This window comes from Ginsengibacter hankyongi, assembly GCF_008710285.1.
GTDB classification, from domain to species: domain Bacteria; phylum Bacteroidota; class Bacteroidia; order Chitinophagales; family Chitinophagaceae; genus Ginsengibacter; species Ginsengibacter hankyongi.
This window is the reverse complement of the sequence record NZ_VYQF01000001.1, coordinates 1,484,987-1,501,875: the sequence shown is the minus strand read 5'-3', so window position 1 is coordinate 1,501,875 and position 16,889 is coordinate 1,484,987. Positions and strand designations below refer to the sequence as shown.

The window sequence follows — 16,889 nt, the reverse complement described above, 5'->3', positions numbered from 1 at the left end:
AAGAGGTTTCGATTTATAAAAAAATTATTTAACGTCTTTGCTTTTTATTTTGCTTACGTTTTCCAAATATATTACCTTCTTTAAATCCGTTTCCTTCAGGACTTCCTAGTCTTGTCATTGCACAACGGAATCCAACTGTACTGCTTGCCTGGTCCTGTTCCATATAACGTCTTGCTCCGGGAGATAACCAATATGGCATATCATTCCAGCTCCCCCCTTTTATAACACGGGATTTGTCACTAATTAAAGAAGTTATACCATAACCGTAAGTCACACTCGAAATTGAGTCACCATCAAGATAGTTTATAACGTCGCCTTTTTGGTAGTTGCGGCGGGTAACTGCTTCAGAATCTGTTACCACTACTTTCTTCAAACGTCCCAAAGTATCTCTCTCATAATCCCCCTGGGCATCTTTATAAAATTTGCTGAATTTATTCCCGCGATAAGGATTTACGTCATCTTCATCAAGTGATGTTAGCGGACGATAAACATCTCCTACCCATTCGCTCACGTTACCGCTCATATTATATAATCCGAAACCATTAGGATAAAACGATTTGATAGGACCAGGTATCGCTGCACGGTCGTTTAAGCCCCCGGCAACGCCCATTACGTCACCATTACCTCTTTTGAAATTCGCTAAAAATTGTCCCTGCCAGCTTCCCCGGCGGTTATCACGCAGTCCGTTTACATTCTTGCTCCAGGAATAAACCTGTTGGTTCGAAAGCAATTCTTCACCATGATTTTTTTCTTTGGTGCGGGGGCTCGGATTTTGAGCAACAATTCCATACGCTGCATATTCCCATTCGGCTTCTGTTGGTAAACGATATCCCGGTAATAAAAGACCATCTTCAAATGTGATTACTTTTCTTGGCCTTCCACTCACATCTTTAAGCCCACCTTTTTTGGGAGCCGTTTTATTGTTTATCATGTCGGGGTTCATAAGATACGTATCTGTATTAAACGTCTGATCGCCCTGGCCACCTTTCATTTCCGCTAATGGTGCTCGCTTATTTAAATAACCTTTATCAATTAATATTTTTTCATTTACACGATCACTTCTCCAGATACAGAAATCGTGCGCTTGTTCCCATGTTACACCTACTACCGGATAATAATTATACGCAGGATAGCGAAAATAATATTCCACATAAGGTTCGTTATACGCAAGTTCACTTCTCCAAACCAAAGTATCCGGTAACGCCATTCTCATTACGGCAGTGTCATTATCAAATGTGTTAGCCAGCCAATAAAGATATTCGCGATAATGTACATTGGCAACCTCTGTTTCATCAATATAAAATGAATTCACACTTACACGCCGTGGTATATTATTCCAATCGCCCATAACATCTTCTTCTTTGGCGCCCATTACAAATGTTCCGCCTTGTATGAAAACCAGGCCTGGACCGGTTTTCTGTTCTTTGGCTTTAAGTACATGGAAATTACCATAGTTCTTATCATCATAATTCCATCCGGTTACAGAGGATTTATCTTTCTTTTTATGACAAGACATAAATGTGAAAGAAGAGGCCAGGATAATAAGGCATAAATTTCCGGCAGATATTGATTTTTGCATGTGCATTCGTTTAGAAGATTATTTAACGAAAGGTTTTCTTTATTATTGTATTAGGGTATCAATTTGTAGATGCGAATATAGATACTTTATCTGATTTCGATTTTAGCAGAAAATAAATATAAAAGGCTTAAAGAATTTTTTGCAAACCATTCACAAATAAAGGATAGCGCCATCTTTAAATGTATTTACCCAAAAATGTTTTTTGTAGAAATTTAAAATCCTTTTATTGATTTAATTAACAGATGGCGATTTGATTGAGCAATAAATGTACGATAAAATCCGTTCAGGTAACAATAAAAAATTTATAAATATTTTTCAGAAATTTATTCAAACTGGTTTTGCGAAATAAAACCTGTTGAATTATAAGTGGTTTATATTTTAATTGGCTATTTCTATAAAAAATTTATTTTTACAAAACCCAAAAGAAATTTCTATAAGGTCCAGCTCTACCTAACCAAGCAAAATTTACACATGAAACAAGCAACTTTGACATTAACGGCATTAGTGATGCTGGTTGGGAGTGTATTTGTCGTTAACGCACAAAGCACAGCAAATTCAATTAATGTTGTTACGACAGCAGTTCCATTTTTAAGAATTTCTCCAGACGCCCGTGCCGGTGGTATGGGAGATGTAGGAGTTGCCACTATACCGGATGCGAATTCATCTTTTTGGAATCAGGCTAAATATCCTTTTGCTGCCAGCAAATCTGCAATTGCGGTTACTTACACTCCATGGTTGAAAGGCCTAGATCTTAACGATGTTTATCTTGCCTCGCTCGCAGGGTATTACAAACTAGATGATCGCCAGGCCATTTCAGCATCTCTCCGGTATTTTAGTCTTGGAAACATACAGTTTACCGATAACCTTGGTAATAACCTACAAACATACCGGCCCCGTGAGTTTGCATTTGATGCAGGTTATTCTCTTAAACTTGCAGATAACCTGGGACTGGGAATTGCCCTCAGATATATTAATTCAAATTTGGCAAGTGGACAATCCGCAAGTGGCTCCACTTATAAAACAGGAAGTGCGGTAGCAGGCGATGTTTCATTGTTCCACGATGGAACGGTAAATAGCAGTGACGGCTCAGGCCTTAATTGGGGTATAGCACTTTCTAACCTTGGTTCAAAAATATCATACACGAATGATGCATCTGAAAAAGATTTTATTCCCGCCAACATGGGGCTGGGAATTGCTTACGTAAAGGCTTTTGATGAAAGTAATAAAGTTACTTTCGGATTAGATGTGAATAAGCTATTGGTTCCTACTCCTCCACTTGTTGGCGATTCTGCGGGCCTTGTGGCCTATCATAGTAAAGGTGTTGTAAGCAGTTGGTTTAGCTCATTCAGCGATGCACCAGGCGGGTTTAAGGAAGAATTAAAAGAATTTCAAATATCTGTTGGAGCTGAGTATTCCTATAATAGCCAGTTTGCTTTCAGGGCAGGTTATTTTTATGAAAATCCTACAAAGGGCGACCGCAAATATTTTACTCTTGGGGCTGGGTTAAATTATAATATGTTTGGATTGAACTTTTCTTACCTCGTTCCTTCAGGTAACGGAATCAACCGCAATCCATTGTCGAATACACTCCGTTTTAGTATTATTTTTAATCTTGACAAAGAGACTGCAGTCGGAACTACGCAAGAATAATTTAATCTTTTAAAAAATAAATTTTAAAGCTTCATTTATGAGGCTTTTTTTATTATTGCCATGTCGGGAAATTTTTAAAAGTCTCAATCTTAATAATGCTATTGCGGTGTTAATAAACTTTTAGTAAGATTCAAATTATATTTGCCGTAATAAAAATTAAGCGTAGAATACATAAAAAAATTACATGTCATTTAGAATAGGTTTTGGAATTGATTTTCACCAATTGGTAGCTGGGAGAGATTTATGGATTGGTGGCGTAAAACTTCCTCATGTGAAAGGCGCTCTTGGGCACAGCGATGCTGATGTATTGCTTCATGCTATTTGCGATGCATTACTTGGCGCAGCTTGCCTTGGGGATATTGGTGTTCATTTTCCCGATACATCTGCGGATTTTAAAGACATAGACAGTAAAATACTTTTACAAAAAACTTACAGGCTTATTGCCGAGGCTGGTTATAAAATCGAAAACATCGATTCAACAGTTTGCCTCGAACAACCTAAAATAAAACAATACATTCCCGAAATGCAAAAAGTAATTTCAACAATTCTTTCATTAAATGAAAATGCAGTTTCTATAAAAGCAACCACATCCGAAAAAATGGGATTTGTTGGCAGGGAAGAAGGAGTTGCAGCATATGCAACAACTTTGCTTATTTCGATTAATAATTGACACAACTTTATTTTTTTAAACTCATGCATCATTATCTTTGTCGCAATGCATGAAGTGGTAATAAAAATCATCAACACATCAGGAAACGATTTACCTGAATATTCAACTGCAGGTTCTGCAGGTATGGATATAAGAGCTTATTTGCAAAATCCTGTTATATTACAACCTTTGGAACGAGCTATGATTCCTACAGGAATTTTTTTAGAAATACCAAATGGTTATGAAGCTCAAATGCGCCCCCGAAGCGGCCTTGCACATAAACAAGGGATAACCTGTTTAAATTCACCGGGTACCATTGACAGCGATTACCGCGGTGAACTAAAAGTTATCCTGATAAATTTATCATCGCAGGAACAAATTATCAACCACGGAGAGCGTATAGCCCAGGTCGTTATATCGAAAGTGGAGCGGGCACTGTTGCAACCTGTTGAAAAATTGGAAGTTTCTTCACGAGGTGAAGGAGGTTTCGGACATACTGGCAAGGTTTAATTTTTAAAAAGTAAAGTGAATAATGAAATATTTGATTACGATTGTTTCCTGCGTGCTTATAATTTATTTAATAAGCAGTTGCAGGTCAACAAAAAAATTGCAGACAGCAATTAGTAAAAAAGACACACAGTTAGTGATATCGCCCACGCCAGTAAAAACAGACTCTTTAAAAAATGCTTTTGATATTTTAAAATCACTTGAAAAAAACAGGATAAATTTTACCACATTTTCCGCCAAGATAAAAGTTCAATATGAAGATTATAAAGGGAAGCAACCAGACTTCAATGCATTTGTAAGATTATATAAAGACAGTGTTTTATGGGTTTCCATTAATGCAACGTTTCTTAGTATTGAGGCATTTAGAATTCTTATAACAAAGGACACTATAATTATTTTGAATAAATTGAATAAGCAGGTAGAATATCATCCGTTTAATTATATCGAAGACATTGCGCACATTCCTTTGACTTTTGCTACGCTCCAGGACCTCATCATTGGTAATCCTATTTACGTTAGTGACAGCATTGTTTCATACAGGCAAACAGAAAATCATGTGTTATTGGGAACCGTAAGCGAGTTTTTTAAAAACCTGTTAACTATATCTGCAGATAATAATCTTCTTGAGCGAAGCAAGCTTGATGACATTGACGTGGGGCAGAACCGCACCGCAGATCTCAGTTATGGCGAATATGAAAAAAATAATGGATTTTATTTTGCAACCTATCGTGAAATAACTGTTGCTGAAAAAACAAAAGTTGATATAAATCTTAATTTTAAGCAATATGACTTTAACAAGGAATTATCATTCCCATTCAGCATTCCAAGAAATTATAAAACAAAATAAACGTTACTTTTAAAATATAGACTCCTGTAGTAAATTCATAGCTTTCTGCATAAATAATTACTCATTTAATTTTATTAAAAAATTCCCGGCATGCGAAAGACAATTGTATTAGCGATAACTTTTCTTTTATTTTTTATCAAGGCGACAGCGCAACAAACTGATGATAAAGATGCATTACAACAACAGCGGGAACAATTAAGAAGAGAAATTGCAGAAACTGAGAAAGCGCTAAATGAAACCAGGAAAACTGCAAAAGTAAATATCGGTCAGCTTTCCCTCATCAATAAAAAGCTTGACCTGCAGGGAAACGTAATTGACAATATTAGCAGCGAAATAAAAAATCTTAATAATAATATTTACCTCGCTCAAAAAGAAGTTAATAAAATGTCTCGCATTTTAGACACGCTTAAACAGGAATATTCCAACAGCATGGTATATGCATATAAAAGCCGGAGTAATTATAATTTCTTAAATTTTATTTTTTCTGCTTCGAGTTTTAATGATGCAATAAAAAGGGTAGCCTATTTAAAGTCTTACAGAAGTTATCGCGAAATGCAGGCGGAAAATATTTTGAGAACGCAAGATATGCTGGCCGATCGCATAAAGGTTTTATCCGGAACAAAAATTAAAAAGAACTTTGCGTTGAAAGAGCAGGATAGAGCAATGACACAGCTTGAAAAACAACAGGAAGAAAAAAAATCTATTGTTAATAAATTAAAAAGCCAGCAAAAAGAATTAACAGCACAGGTAAACGCAAAACGAAAGCAGGATGCCAAGCTGAAAAATATGATAACGGCCATGATTAGACGTGAAGTGGAGATTGCGAGAAATGAGGCTGCTAAAAGAGAAAAGGCACGCCTGGCGGAATTGAAAAAAAATAATGCTAATTCTAAAAATACAGTTGCCAATAGTAATATAACTAAAACTACAAATCCCTCAGCTAACTCTAAACCTACAGGAAGTGTATTAGTAAGTTCAGAAGCGGATAAAGCATTGGATGCAAATTTTTACAAAAATCGCGGAATACTTCCATGGCCTGTGTCAGGCTATATTACAGAACATTATGGGCCTAACAAATTACCTGGGGGAGTAATTTACGATAATCCCGGAGTAACTATCGGCGCCAAAATAGGCGAGCCTGTTAAAGCCGTTTTTGAAGGGCAGGTAACACTCGTGAGTTATATGGAAGATAAACTGGCCGTATTTATAAAGCACGGTAAATACTTTACGGTATATAGCAATCTAGCTTCGGCAAATGTGCAAAGAGGAGACGAGGTGAAAACCGGGCAAGTGATAGGTAAAACAGGAGAAAATGATGAAGGACAGGGTGAAGTTGACTTTATTATAATGCAGGAAACTACCAACGTAAATCCTGAGCAATGGCTTAGGCATTAATGCGACCGGGCACCGGGCAGACTAAAGTACTTATTCTCCTAAAACTTTTTTATAAAGATTTTCATAAACGGGAACTATGGTGGAAATATCAAATTTTTGCGCCTGCTCCAGGGCATTTTTTTTCATTTCTTTAAAGGCAATATCATCAGAAAAAATGTGAGTGATATTCTTGCTCATATTTTCCACATCTCCTACATTACTTAAAAAACCGGTAACTCCTTCTATGTTTATTTCAGGAAGCCCTCCTACGTTGGTTGATATTACAGGAACACCGGCAGCCATCGCTTCTAATGCTACCAATCCAAAACTTTCATATTCACTTGGCAAAATGAAAAGATCAGTGATTGCAAGTATATCTTCCATTTGTTCCTGGCGGCCGAGGAATTTTACATCAGCATGGGCGTCCATTTGCCGGCATAATCCCTCAATGTGCGTACGTTCCGGACCATCACCCACAAATAAAAGTTTCGAAGGAATTTGCTTATTTACTTCTTTAAATACATTTACCACGTCGTCTACTCTTTTTACTCTTCTGAAATTGGAGGCATGTAATAAAATCCGTTCATTCTTTGGTGCAATAATTTGCCTGAAAGCCTGCACGGGCGTACGTTCAAAACGTTTTATGTCTACAAAGTTATAGATGACTTCGATATCTTTTTCCATCTTGAAATTTCTATAAGTTTCATCACGAAGATTTTTAGAAACCGCTGTAATCGCGTCGCTCTCATTCATAGAAAATGTAACAACCGGCGAATAAGTTTTATCCTTTCCTACCAAAGTAATATCAGTGCCATGCAACGTAGTTATCACCGGAATTTGTATTCCTTCTTTCTTCAAAATCTGCTTTGCCATATATGCCGCAGACGCATGTGGAATAGCATAATGAACATGCAAAAGCTGTACGTCGTTATTAATAATAACATCCACCATTTTGCTTGCCAACGCGGTTTCGTAAGGGGGATAATCAAATAATGGATAAGTAGGAACGCTCACTTCATGATAAAAAATATTGGCGTGAAAAGCATTTAATCTTACCGGTTGTTGATAGGTAATGAAGTGTATATTGTGGCCTTTATCTGCAAGCGCCTTACCAAGTTCTGTTGCCAATACCCCGCTTCCACCATAGGTAGGATAACAAACGATTCCTATATTCATAAAAATTTTTTTATCAAATTACGGCCCAATTTACAACTTCTTTTATGCAGCAATTTTACGATTTATAAAAACACAGTTTTTAAATAAATTGTTTAGGATTAGATTATATCTTTTTTAAAATATTTTTTTGTTCGGAAGAAAATTAAATAGAAACGCTTACAGGGAATTGCGTTTTATCTATACCGTTAGTGAAGCTAAAGATATCGCGTTAGTACACTTTATTTTGCCATGTCACTTTCATTAGATTCATTTTCATTATAACGAGGTTCATTCAGTTCCACCAGCCTTCTGGTTTGCTTATTTCTTACTCTCATATTTAATAACTCAACCATAAATGAAAATGCCATGCCGAAATAGATATAATTTTTTAAATGAAGGTCCTCGGCTTTTTCGGTATCCCAGCCTTCAATTACAAGGCTTAACCCAATCATAACAAGAAATGAAAGGGCAAGCATTTTAAATGTTGGATGCTTGTGAATAAAGGCTGCGATTTTTGGGCTAAATAAAAACATTATTGTAAGAGCTATAACTACGGCAGCAATCATAATCTCGACATGCTTTGCAGTGCCGCCCGCAGTAATGATGCTGTCAAATGAAAACACCATATCAATTAAAATTATTTGAACTACGGCTTTAGTGAAACTCAAAAATTTTACCTTCCCCTTTAGGATACTCATATCTTCTCCTTCCAGCTTTTGATGAATTTCATGAACAGATTTATAAATAAGAAAAATACCGCCTGCAAGCATTACTAAACTTGCCAAATCAAATCCTTTTTCAAATAGTGTAATAACTGATTTACCCTTTTGTGATAACAGCCATCCCAGTCCCAGCAGCATTATACTTCTTACAATCATACCTTGCACAATCCAGAACAGCCGGGCCTTTTTATGTTTATCTTTTGGAAGCCGGTTAATAATTATACTTACAAAAATTACATTGTCAATACCTAAAACTATCTCGAGTATTACAAGAATAATAAAACTTATAATACTTTCACTGGTGAATAAATAACTCATGTATTAGAATTAAAATGTAATTTAAATTAAAGACCTGCAAATTTTTTTTGCAATGCAGGGACCTTCATAAATAAAGCCAGTCCATACCTGTACCAGTGCCGCACCTGCTATAAATTTTTCATCGGCATCAGCGGGTGTAAAAATTCCGCCGCTGCTTATTACAGGAATTTTTCCTTTTGTTTTTTTTAAAATTAAATGAGTAATCTCAGTAGATTCCGCCATAAGAGGCTTCCCGCTTAAACCACCTGCTCCTGCTTTATCAATTATTTTTTTAGATGAATTTAAATTAATCCTTTTTATTGTGGTATTAGCGGCAACAAGCCCATCCAGCTTTATTTCCATTGCTAAATCAATAATATCATCCAGTTCATCTGTTGAAAGATCAGGAGAAATTTTTAGCAGTAAAGGCTTCTGAGTTTTTTTCGTTTTATTTAAACTTTGTAAATGCAAAAGAATTTTTTTTAAAGAATCTTTTTGCTGAAGATCTCTTAATCCTGGTGTGTTGGGTGAACTTACATTTACCACAAAATAATCCACGACATTATGCAAAAGACTAAAACAGGTCTCATAATCTTTCCAGGCATCTTCATTCGGTGTGTTTTTATTTTTGCCAATATTTCCACCGATAATTATTTTTTTCTTTTCATTTAAATAAGCCGCACTGTTTATAAATTTATATAAACGTTCTGCAACTACAACAACTCCATCATTATTAAAGCCCATGCGGTTTACAATTGCCTTATCTTTTGGCAATCGAAATAATCTTGGTTTGGGATTTCCATCCTGGGGCACAGGTGTTACGGTTCCTATTTCAACAAAACCGAAACCCAATGTCATTAGTTCATTAAGGTACTTTGCATTTTTATCGAAGCCTGCAGCAAGCCCTACAGGGTTTGGAAATACAAGCCCAAAATAATTTCGTTCTAACGCGGTTGAATTGATGCTGAATTTTTTCCGAAGAAAAATTTTTATAAAAGAAAACTTGCAGGCAAACTTCAGCAGGTTCATTGAAAAATAATGCACTTTTTCGGCATCGAACCAGAATAAAATATTTCGCACCAGCTTATACATGATGGCGGCGAAGATAAGAAGATACAATTTACGATGTGAGACGTATTGATGTACGATGTACGTTCAATTGCCTATTGCCCGTTGTTTATTGATCAATCACTGTACTATTCGGTGTCATAGCGATCAACACTTTCTATTCCCGGAAGATTTTTTAAATGCTCGACAAGATCTTCCAGTTCATCTTTATCGTGCACATATACTTTTATGTTACCTTCAAAAAGACCTTCTTTTGCTTCGATGGTGAGTGCATTAATATTAATTTTTAAAGTACCGCTTATGAGATTAGTTATTTTATTTATAACGCCAACGTCGTCCAATCCGACAATTTTAATACCTGTTAAGAATGAAATCTCTTTGTTTTTAACCCATTTTGTTTTCACAACTCTGTGTCCATAATTCGACAATAATCTTGCTGCATTCGGGCAGGTAGTACGGTGAATTTTAAGTCCTTCACCTTGTGTTACAAATCCAAAAACATCATCGCCGGGAATTGGCTTGCAGCAATTGGCAAGCGTGTACATAATTCTATCGCTGCTTTCGCCGAAGATGATAAGTTCTGCATCTTTTTTATTGTAATTCCTGTTTTCAATTTCACTTTTTTCTTCATGCGCTGGCTTATGAACTTTTGGCGCAAAAATTTTATCGCCAATTACATTAAACTCTTTGAGTTCTTTAAGATCAATTTTTTTTAAAGAAATTTCATAAAACAAATCAAGCGAGGATTGAAGTTTATAAAAACTCGTAAGCTCTTCTATATTGGGTGGATTCATAGCGGCGCCCATGTTTTCAAGCTTTCTTTGAAGAATATATTTTCCCTCTTCACCTATTTTTCTTTTCTCTTCTTTAAGTGAATCTTTTATCTTGGTTTTTGCCTTTGGCGTTACAACAAATTTGAGCCATTCGCTGTTGGGCTTTTGTTTTGTTGAAGTGATAATTTCTATCTGGTCTCCGCTGCGAAGTTTATGGCTTATGGGAACAAGCTTATGATTAACTTTTGCCCCAATACATCTTTCTCCAATTGCAGTATGAACTGAAAATGCAAAATCAAGTGCGGATGCACCAATGGGCAACATTTTAACATCCCCTTTTGGCGTGTATACATAAATTTCTTCTGCTAAAAATGAAACTTTAAAGTCCTGTAGAAAATCAATTGAATTAGTATCGTGGCTACTCAGCATATCTCTTATTTGCTGAAACCATTTATCAAAACGGTTTTCTTCATCAGTGCCCTCTTTGTATTTCCAGTGCGCAGCAAGTCCTTTTTCTGCAATGTCATTCATCCTTTTGGTTCTTATCTGCACTTCAACCCATTTGCCCTGGGCTCCCATTACGGTTGTGTGCAAAGCTTCATACCCATTACTTTTTGGGTTACTAAGCCAATCTCTTAATCTTTCGGGTGCCGGAGTATATTCATCTGTAACCAGGCTGTACACTTTCCAGCAATCTTCCTTTTCTTTTTCAGGAGGAGAATTTAAAATAATCCGTATGGCAAAGAGATCATACACTTCATCAAATGACACGCCTTTCTTTTTCATTTTATTCCATATCGAATGAATACTCTTTGGTCTGCCATAAATTTCAAAATTGAAATGGCTTTGTTGTAATTTTTCTTTTATTGGTTTTATAAATTCATTAATGTAACGGGTGCGTTCCCTTTTGGTATTATCCAGTTTTTTGGCAATGTACTTGTAACTATCTGGCTCCATATATTTCATAGCCAGGTCTTCCATTTCGGTTTTTATATTGTAGAGCCCCATCCGGTGGGCAAGAGGCGCATACACATACACTGTTTCAGATGCAATTTTCAGTTGCTTTTCACGCTTCATGCTGTCGAGTGTGCGCATGTTATGAAGCCTGTCTGCCAGCTTAATCAAAATAACCCGCGGGTCGTCTGTTACTGTGAGTAAAATCTTTTTAAAATTCTCTGCCTGTTGCGATGTATTGGCATCCAGTACATTTGAAATTTTTGTGAGACCATCTACAATCTTTGTAATCTCGCTTCCAAATTCCCTTTGAATATCTTCGAGTGTTACATCGGTGTCTTCAACAGTATCGTGAATTAATGCGCAAATAGTACTGCGAACACCAAGCCCGATTTCTTCTACACATATCATTGCAACAGCCAAAGGATGTAAAATGTAAGGTTCACCGCTTTTTCGCCGCATAGTCTTGTGTGCTTCAACTGCTATTTCAAAAGCCTGGCGTACCAGTTCTTTATCTCCTGGTTTTAATTTCGGCTTTAAAGCCCTTAGTAAAGCACGGTAATGTCGAAGGATTTCTTTTTTTTCCTCTTCTTCATTTAATGAATATTTGGGGACGTCAAGTGTAGTTTCCATACAATACGAATTTACATAGAAATAAGCTGATGGTATTTACATTAGAAATTTTCGATTTTTATTTATAATTTTTTTAAAATTATAATTCGCATTTTATTAAAATCCATAATTCTTAGTTACATGCATTTTTTTTAACCTAAATCATTTACTTTTGCCGCCCCAAAAGCGCATGTGGTGAAATTGGTAGACACGTCAGACTTAGGATCTGATGCCGCAAGGTGTGGGGGTTCGAGTCCCTCCATGCGCACTTCTCCAACATAATTTTCTCCGAAGGAAAATTATAAACACCGTTTCTTACGGTCGATAAAATTTAATTAATGGCAAACGTAACAAAAGAAAGTATTGGCAATCTTCATGATAAACTGACAGTAAAAGTTTCTAAAGAAGATTATTATCCATCATTTGAAAAAGCTATAAAAGATTATAGCAAAAAAGCAAATATTCCCGGTTTTAGAAAAGGTATGGTGCCAACGGGTATGGTTAAAAAAATGTATGGCGCCTCTATTTTTTATGATGAAGTTATCAAGGCGGTAGAAAAAGAAATCCAGGAATATCTTACTAAAGAAAAACCTGTGATTTTTGCTCAGCCGTTACCCATGGAAAGTGACATGAGGAACCTTGATATGTCAAATCCTACCGATTATGAATTCCCTTTTGAAATAGGCCTTAAGCCGGAAGTTTCAGTGGATGTTTTATCAAAAGCAAAGCCGTATTTGTATAAAGTGAAAGTAACTAACGAGATGGTAGACGAAGAGATAGAAAAATTAGTTACCAAGCATGGAAATATGAAGGATGCTGAAACGGTTACCGGCCCTGAAAATGTTTTGAATGTTTTATTTGAAGAAAGTGATGCAGAAGGAAACCCTTTGCCAGAAGCACTCTCAAAAGATAATTCTATTTTGGTAAAATATTTTGCTGAAGATTTTCGCCCTCATTTATATGGCAAAAGTAAAGATGAGTCTGTTGTATTACAATTAAAAAATGCATTTCCTGAAAAAGAAAGAGAATGGATTTTATCTGATTTAGGACTTGATAAGAATGATTCTTCTTCAGGAGAGAAGTATTTTAAAATGACCATAACGAAAATAGGTTTGGTTGAAAAAAAACAACTCAACGAAGATTTTTTTAGCCTGATTTTCCCGGGTAAAGAAATAAAAACAGAAGAGGCATTCCGCGAAGCAATGAAAGAAGAATTGCAGCAACAATGGGATGCTGCAAGCAAAAGTCAGATGCATGATCAGCTGTACCATATTTTATTGGAAACACGTCTTGCTTTACCCGATGAATTTTTAAAAAGATGGATTGCTATAGGTGGCGAAAAAAAGAAAACCCCGGAAGAAGTTGAAGCGGAATATCCTTCATTTACCAACCAGTTAAAATGGACGTTGATAAGCGATAAAATAATCAGCGAGAATAAGATTGATGTTTCTGAAGAGGAATTGAGAAATTATATGAAAGAAGAAGTTATGCGTTATTTCGGACAAATGAATATGGGCGACAATAGCGAATGGATAGATAGTTATATTGACAGGATGATGAAAGATGAAAAGCAGGTTGATAGCAGTTATAGAAAAATACTTACCGAAAAACTATTCAACTTTATTGAAACGCAGGTTACACCGGAGGAAAAACAATCGTCGCCCGAGGAGTTGTTAGCAATGCAGCATCACCATCATCATTAATTGAAAAGTCGACGACCAACAACGAGCTAATTGACTTTTTAACAATAGTCTTCTAATAGTAATAAACAGGTACTTACTCCTCTGTCCTTTTGTCTCTTTTTTTTGTTAGCATAATATTTGGGAACTTCATAGCTGTAAATTGCTTTTTTATTAAACTTAATTTATGAATACAGGAAAAGAATTTGAAAAATATGCTGTTAAGCATAAAGGCATTAGCAGTAATACGCTGCATGGATATATCAATCATAATATTACTAATCTTACTCCGAATATTATAGAAGAACGTCCTATGAACGTAGCAGTAATGGACGTTTACAGCCGCCTCATGATGGACAGGATTATTTTTTTAGGGTATCCTGTAAATGATGAAGTAGCAAATATTATTACTGCCCAATTGCTTTTTTTGGAAAGCACTGACAGAACAAGGGATATTCAATTGTATATTAATTCTCCCGGTGGAGCAGTATATGCAGGTTTAGGTCTTTATGATACCATGCAGTTTGTTACACCCGACATAGCTACAATTTGTACAGGTATGGCGGCAAGTATGGCAGCAGTATTAATGGCAGCTGGAGCTGCGGGTAAACGAAGTGCGTTAAAACATGCAAGGATAATGATGCACCAACCAAGCGGAGGCGCTGCAGGCCAGGCATCTGATGTTGAGATTACTGTAAACGAAGTTAGAAAAGTGAAGCATGAGCTTTATGAAATTCTTAGCGATCATGCCGGTCAAACTATGGAAAAAGTAACCAAAGATAGCAATAGGGATTTCTGGATGACAGCACCTGAAGCGAAAGAATATGGCTTAATTGATGAAGTTTTATTGATCAATTCCAAAAAGGCAAAAAAATAGATATTCAAAATAAAATACAAGCAAATGAATCTTTATAAAATAAATTCAACACGTTTTGAAGAAGAGGAAGAGCCGGAAAAATCAGTGCCGGAAAATCCTATGGAGAAAATGATGGGCGGAATGATGTTCGATAAAAAATTTATTGAGCAAAGGAAAATTTTTCTTTGGGGTGTTGTAGATGATAAAAGTGCAAAAGATATTACCAACCGACTATTATATCTTGATGCAATGGACCCGGGAAAAGAAATAACATTTTACATAAATAGCCCGGGTGGCGTTATTACAAGCGGTATGGTTATTTACGATACCATGAAAATGATCAAATCTCCCGTAAGCACTGTTTGTATGGGAATGGCAGCCAGTATGGGCAGCATTTTATTGAGTGGGGGAGAAAAAGGAAAACGCTTTATTTTCCCTCATGGAGAAGTGATGATACACCAGCCCAGCGGCGGGGGACAAGGAACCAGTGCAGATCTTGAAATTATTGCGGTACAAATTTTAAAGGCAAAACAATTAGGCGCTAAAATTCTTGCTGAAAATTGCGGCCAGACTTATGATAAAGTGATGGAAGATTTCGACAGGGATTACTGGATGGATGCCACTGAAAGTAAGAAGTATGGCATAGTTGATGGGATTTTAAACAAACTATAAAGCAACTTTCTGCGTTATTTGATTGTCATTTAAAAGATCCTTTTTTGCAGAAACTCGAAAAAGATCATTTAAAATCGTAATTTAAACAAGGTTGATATAAAATTTATATAAACAAATAGCCAAATGGCGAAACAACAAACCTTACATTGTTCTTTTTGCGGAAGAAGTCGTGATGAAGTTAAAATTCTTATCGCAGGACAGGAAGGCCATATTTGTGAGAATTGTGTAGAACATGCGCAAGAAATTATCACACAGGAAATTTTTCCGATGCCGGAAAAAAATAGCCAGTCATCAGCATACAAACTATCCGTAAAGAAGCCGATTGAGCTAAAAAAATTCCTTGATGAATATGTAATTGGGCAGGATGATGCAAAAAAGGTATTGGCCGTTGCGGTTTACAATCATTATAAACGCTTGAATCAAAAAGTAGACAGCGATGTTGAAATAGAAAAAAGTAACATTATAATGGTAGGAGAAACCGGTACCGGTAAAACGCTGCTTGCTAAAACAATTGCACGTGTACTCAACGTGCCGTTTGCCATTGTTGACGCAACTGTTTTTACCGAAGCAGGTTATGTTGGTGAAGATGTTGAAAGTATTTTAAGCAGATTATTACAGGTTTGCAATTTTGATGTGAATGCGGCTCAAAAGGGAATAGTTTATATTGATGAAATAGATAAGATTGCCCGTAAAAGCGATAATCCAAGTATTACACGTGATGTAAGCGGCGAAGGAGTACAACAAGGATTGCTCAAACTGCTGGAGGGAACAGAAGTATTGGTACCACCGCAGGGAGGACGCAAACATCCTGAACAGAAACTGATAAAATTAAATACGAGTAATATACTTTTTATTTGCGGAGGAGCTTTTGATGGTGTTGACAGGCTTATTGCAAGAAGAATTAATACTAATGCAATTGGTTTTAACGTAAACAAAGAACTCCAGGATTTTCAACGGAAGAATCTGTTACAATTTGTAAATGCGCAGGATCTAAAATCATTTGGACTTATCCCTGAATTACTGGGAAGGCTTCCGGTGGTAACTTTCCTTAATCCGTTGGATAAAATTACCCTAAGAAATATTTTAACCGAACCCAAAAATTCTCTTATCAAGCAATATAAGAAATTATTTGAGCTGGAAGGGATTGACCTTGTAATTGAAAATGAAGTCTACGATTTTATGGTTGACAAGGCTATGGAATATAAATTGGGAGCCCGCGGCCTTAGAAGTATTTGCGAGAGTATATTAACCGATGCAATGTATGAATTGCCATCTCAAAAAGTAAAAACTTTTACACTCACAATGGACTATGCTCAGCATAAATTTAAAATAAGCAAGCTTAGTATGTTGAAAGTTGCATAATAAAGAGTTGTTTCCAATTAAAGTTTCGGGAATTTTATTTTAAAAACTTCATTCTTAAGTTTCTTTTCCACTAATTTTAAACAAAATTGAAATTATAATCTTCATTTGTTTATTTCATTTTATTTTTACCCGA

At 36.0% G+C, this 16,889-nt stretch carries 14 protein-coding genes and 1 tRNA gene; 10 read left to right on the top strand and 5 right to left on the bottom strand.

All coding sequences use genetic code 11. From position 1 onward, the window contains the following. Nucleotides 1-28: 28 nt before the first annotated feature. Nucleotides 29-1,579: an SUMF1/EgtB/PvdO family nonheme iron enzyme gene (locus tag FW778_RS06195; protein WP_202552086.1), complete on the bottom strand. Its 1,551-nt coding sequence runs from the start codon at nucleotides 1,577-1,579 to the stop codon at nucleotides 29-31. A 471-nt stretch (nucleotides 1,580-2,050) separates the two neighbouring features. Between FW778_RS06195 and porV the strand changes: the two genes are divergently transcribed. The 5 genes from porV to FW778_RS06170 all read left to right on the top strand — a co-directional run bounded on the left by porV (nucleotide 2,051) and on the right by FW778_RS06170 (nucleotide 6,627). Then, nucleotides 2,051-3,229: a type IX secretion system outer membrane channel protein PorV gene (gene porV, locus FW778_RS06190; protein WP_150413729.1), complete on the top strand. Its 1,179-nt coding sequence runs from the start codon at nucleotides 2,051-2,053 to the stop codon at nucleotides 3,227-3,229. Between the two features lie 184 nt (nucleotides 3,230-3,413). Further along, nucleotides 3,414-3,899, top strand: coding sequence for a 2-C-methyl-D-erythritol 2,4-cyclodiphosphate synthase (gene ispF / locus FW778_RS06185; RefSeq protein WP_150413728.1), 486 nt, complete (start codon nucleotides 3,414-3,416; stop codon nucleotides 3,897-3,899). A gap of 45 nt (nucleotides 3,900-3,944) precedes the next feature. Next, the gene (dut, locus tag FW778_RS06180; protein WP_150413727.1) at nucleotides 3,945-4,388 is read left to right on the top strand and encodes a dUTP diphosphatase; all 444 of its coding nucleotides are present in this window, start codon (nucleotides 3,945-3,947) and stop codon (nucleotides 4,386-4,388) included. Nucleotides 4,389-4,410: 22 nt separating this feature from the next. Then, the gene (locus tag FW778_RS06175) at nucleotides 4,411-5,232 is read left to right on the top strand and encodes a DUF4292 domain-containing protein (RefSeq protein WP_150413726.1); all 822 of its coding nucleotides are present in this window, start codon (nucleotides 4,411-4,413) and stop codon (nucleotides 5,230-5,232) included. 90 nt (nucleotides 5,233-5,322) lie between these two features. Next, nucleotides 5,323-6,627, top strand: coding sequence for a murein hydrolase activator EnvC family protein (locus tag FW778_RS06170; protein ID WP_150413725.1), 1,305 nt, complete (start codon nucleotides 5,323-5,325; stop codon nucleotides 6,625-6,627). Nucleotides 6,628-6,657: 30 nt separating this feature from the next. On the opposite strand, the gene bshA is transcribed toward FW778_RS06170, so the two are convergent. The 4 genes from bshA to FW778_RS06150 form a co-directional block, all read right to left on the bottom strand. Further along, nucleotides 6,658-7,782: an N-acetyl-alpha-D-glucosaminyl L-malate synthase BshA gene (gene bshA / locus FW778_RS06165; RefSeq protein ID WP_150413724.1), complete on the bottom strand. Its 1,125-nt coding sequence runs from the start codon at nucleotides 7,780-7,782 to the stop codon at nucleotides 6,658-6,660. Between the two features lie 218 nt (nucleotides 7,783-8,000). After that, nucleotides 8,001-8,801 carry a TerC family protein gene (locus FW778_RS06160; protein WP_150413723.1) on the bottom strand — a complete coding sequence of 267 codons (801 nt, stop codon included), beginning with the start codon at nucleotides 8,799-8,801 and terminating at the stop codon, nucleotides 8,001-8,003. Between the two features lie 21 nt (nucleotides 8,802-8,822). Beyond that, nucleotides 8,823-9,872 (bottom strand): quinone-dependent dihydroorotate dehydrogenase, encoded by a 1,050-nt coding sequence (locus tag FW778_RS06155; RefSeq protein WP_150413722.1) that lies wholly within the window; start codon nucleotides 9,870-9,872, stop codon nucleotides 8,823-8,825. A 104-nt stretch (nucleotides 9,873-9,976) separates the two neighbouring features. After that, nucleotides 9,977-12,208: a RelA/SpoT family protein gene (locus tag FW778_RS06150; protein ID WP_150413721.1), complete on the bottom strand. Its 2,232-nt coding sequence runs from the start codon at nucleotides 12,206-12,208 to the stop codon at nucleotides 9,977-9,979. A gap of 165 nt (nucleotides 12,209-12,373) precedes the next feature. On the opposite strand from FW778_RS06150, the gene FW778_RS06145 reads away from it, so the two are divergent. From FW778_RS06145 to clpX, 5 genes are all read left to right on the top strand, one after another. Then, nucleotides 12,374-12,455: transfer RNA gene (locus FW778_RS06145), tRNA-Leu, on the top strand. A gap of 70 nt (nucleotides 12,456-12,525) precedes the next feature. After that, nucleotides 12,526-13,890, top strand: coding sequence for a trigger factor (gene tig / locus FW778_RS06140; protein ID WP_150413720.1), 1,365 nt, complete (start codon nucleotides 12,526-12,528; stop codon nucleotides 13,888-13,890). Between the two features lie 163 nt (nucleotides 13,891-14,053). Then, nucleotides 14,054-14,743, top strand: coding sequence for an ATP-dependent Clp protease proteolytic subunit (locus FW778_RS06135; RefSeq protein WP_150413719.1), 690 nt, complete (start codon nucleotides 14,054-14,056; stop codon nucleotides 14,741-14,743). 24 nt (nucleotides 14,744-14,767) lie between these two features. Then, a complete protein-coding gene (locus FW778_RS06130; RefSeq protein ID WP_150413718.1) occupies nucleotides 14,768-15,394 on the top strand; it encodes a ClpP family protease in 627 nt (208 codons plus the stop codon). Nucleotides 15,395-15,517: 123 nt separating this feature from the next. Further along, nucleotides 15,518-16,756: an ATP-dependent Clp protease ATP-binding subunit ClpX gene (gene clpX / locus FW778_RS06125; RefSeq protein ID WP_150413717.1), complete on the top strand. Its 1,239-nt coding sequence runs from the start codon at nucleotides 15,518-15,520 to the stop codon at nucleotides 16,754-16,756. The last annotated feature ends 133 nt before the right edge of the window (nucleotides 16,757-16,889 follow it).

What these genes read in the sequence shown, in the direction of transcription:
- FW778_RS06195 (WP_202552086.1), bottom strand. Translation starts at nt 1,579, where the DNA reads ATGCAAAAATCAATATCTGCCGGAAATTTATGCCTTATTATCCTGGCC.
- porV (WP_150413729.1), top strand. Translation starts at nt 2,051, where the DNA reads ATGAAACAAGCAACTTTGACATTAACGGCATTAGTGATGCTGGTTGGG.
- ispF (WP_150413728.1), top strand. Translation starts at nt 3,414, where the DNA reads ATGTCATTTAGAATAGGTTTTGGAATTGATTTTCACCAATTGGTAGCT.
- dut (WP_150413727.1), top strand. Translation starts at nt 3,945, where the DNA reads ATGCATGAAGTGGTAATAAAAATCATCAACACATCAGGAAACGATTTA.
- FW778_RS06175 (WP_150413726.1), top strand. Translation starts at nt 4,411, where the DNA reads ATGAAATATTTGATTACGATTGTTTCCTGCGTGCTTATAATTTATTTA.
- FW778_RS06170 (WP_150413725.1), top strand. Translation starts at nt 5,323, where the DNA reads ATGCGAAAGACAATTGTATTAGCGATAACTTTTCTTTTATTTTTTATC.
- bshA (WP_150413724.1), bottom strand. Translation starts at nt 7,782, where the DNA reads ATGAATATAGGAATCGTTTGTTATCCTACCTATGGTGGAAGCGGGGTA.
- FW778_RS06160 (WP_150413723.1), bottom strand. Translation starts at nt 8,801, where the DNA reads ATGAGTTATTTATTCACCAGTGAAAGTATTATAAGTTTTATTATTCTT.
- FW778_RS06155 (WP_150413722.1), bottom strand. Translation starts at nt 9,872, where the DNA reads ATGTATAAGCTGGTGCGAAATATTTTATTCTGGTTCGATGCCGAAAAA.
- FW778_RS06150 (WP_150413721.1), bottom strand. Translation starts at nt 12,208, where the DNA reads ATGGAAACTACACTTGACGTCCCCAAATATTCATTAAATGAAGAAGAG.
- tig (WP_150413720.1), top strand. Translation starts at nt 12,526, where the DNA reads ATGGCAAACGTAACAAAAGAAAGTATTGGCAATCTTCATGATAAACTG.
- FW778_RS06135 (WP_150413719.1), top strand. Translation starts at nt 14,054, where the DNA reads ATGAATACAGGAAAAGAATTTGAAAAATATGCTGTTAAGCATAAAGGC.
- FW778_RS06130 (WP_150413718.1), top strand. Translation starts at nt 14,768, where the DNA reads ATGAATCTTTATAAAATAAATTCAACACGTTTTGAAGAAGAGGAAGAG.
- clpX (WP_150413717.1), top strand. Translation starts at nt 15,518, where the DNA reads ATGGCGAAACAACAAACCTTACATTGTTCTTTTTGCGGAAGAAGTCGT.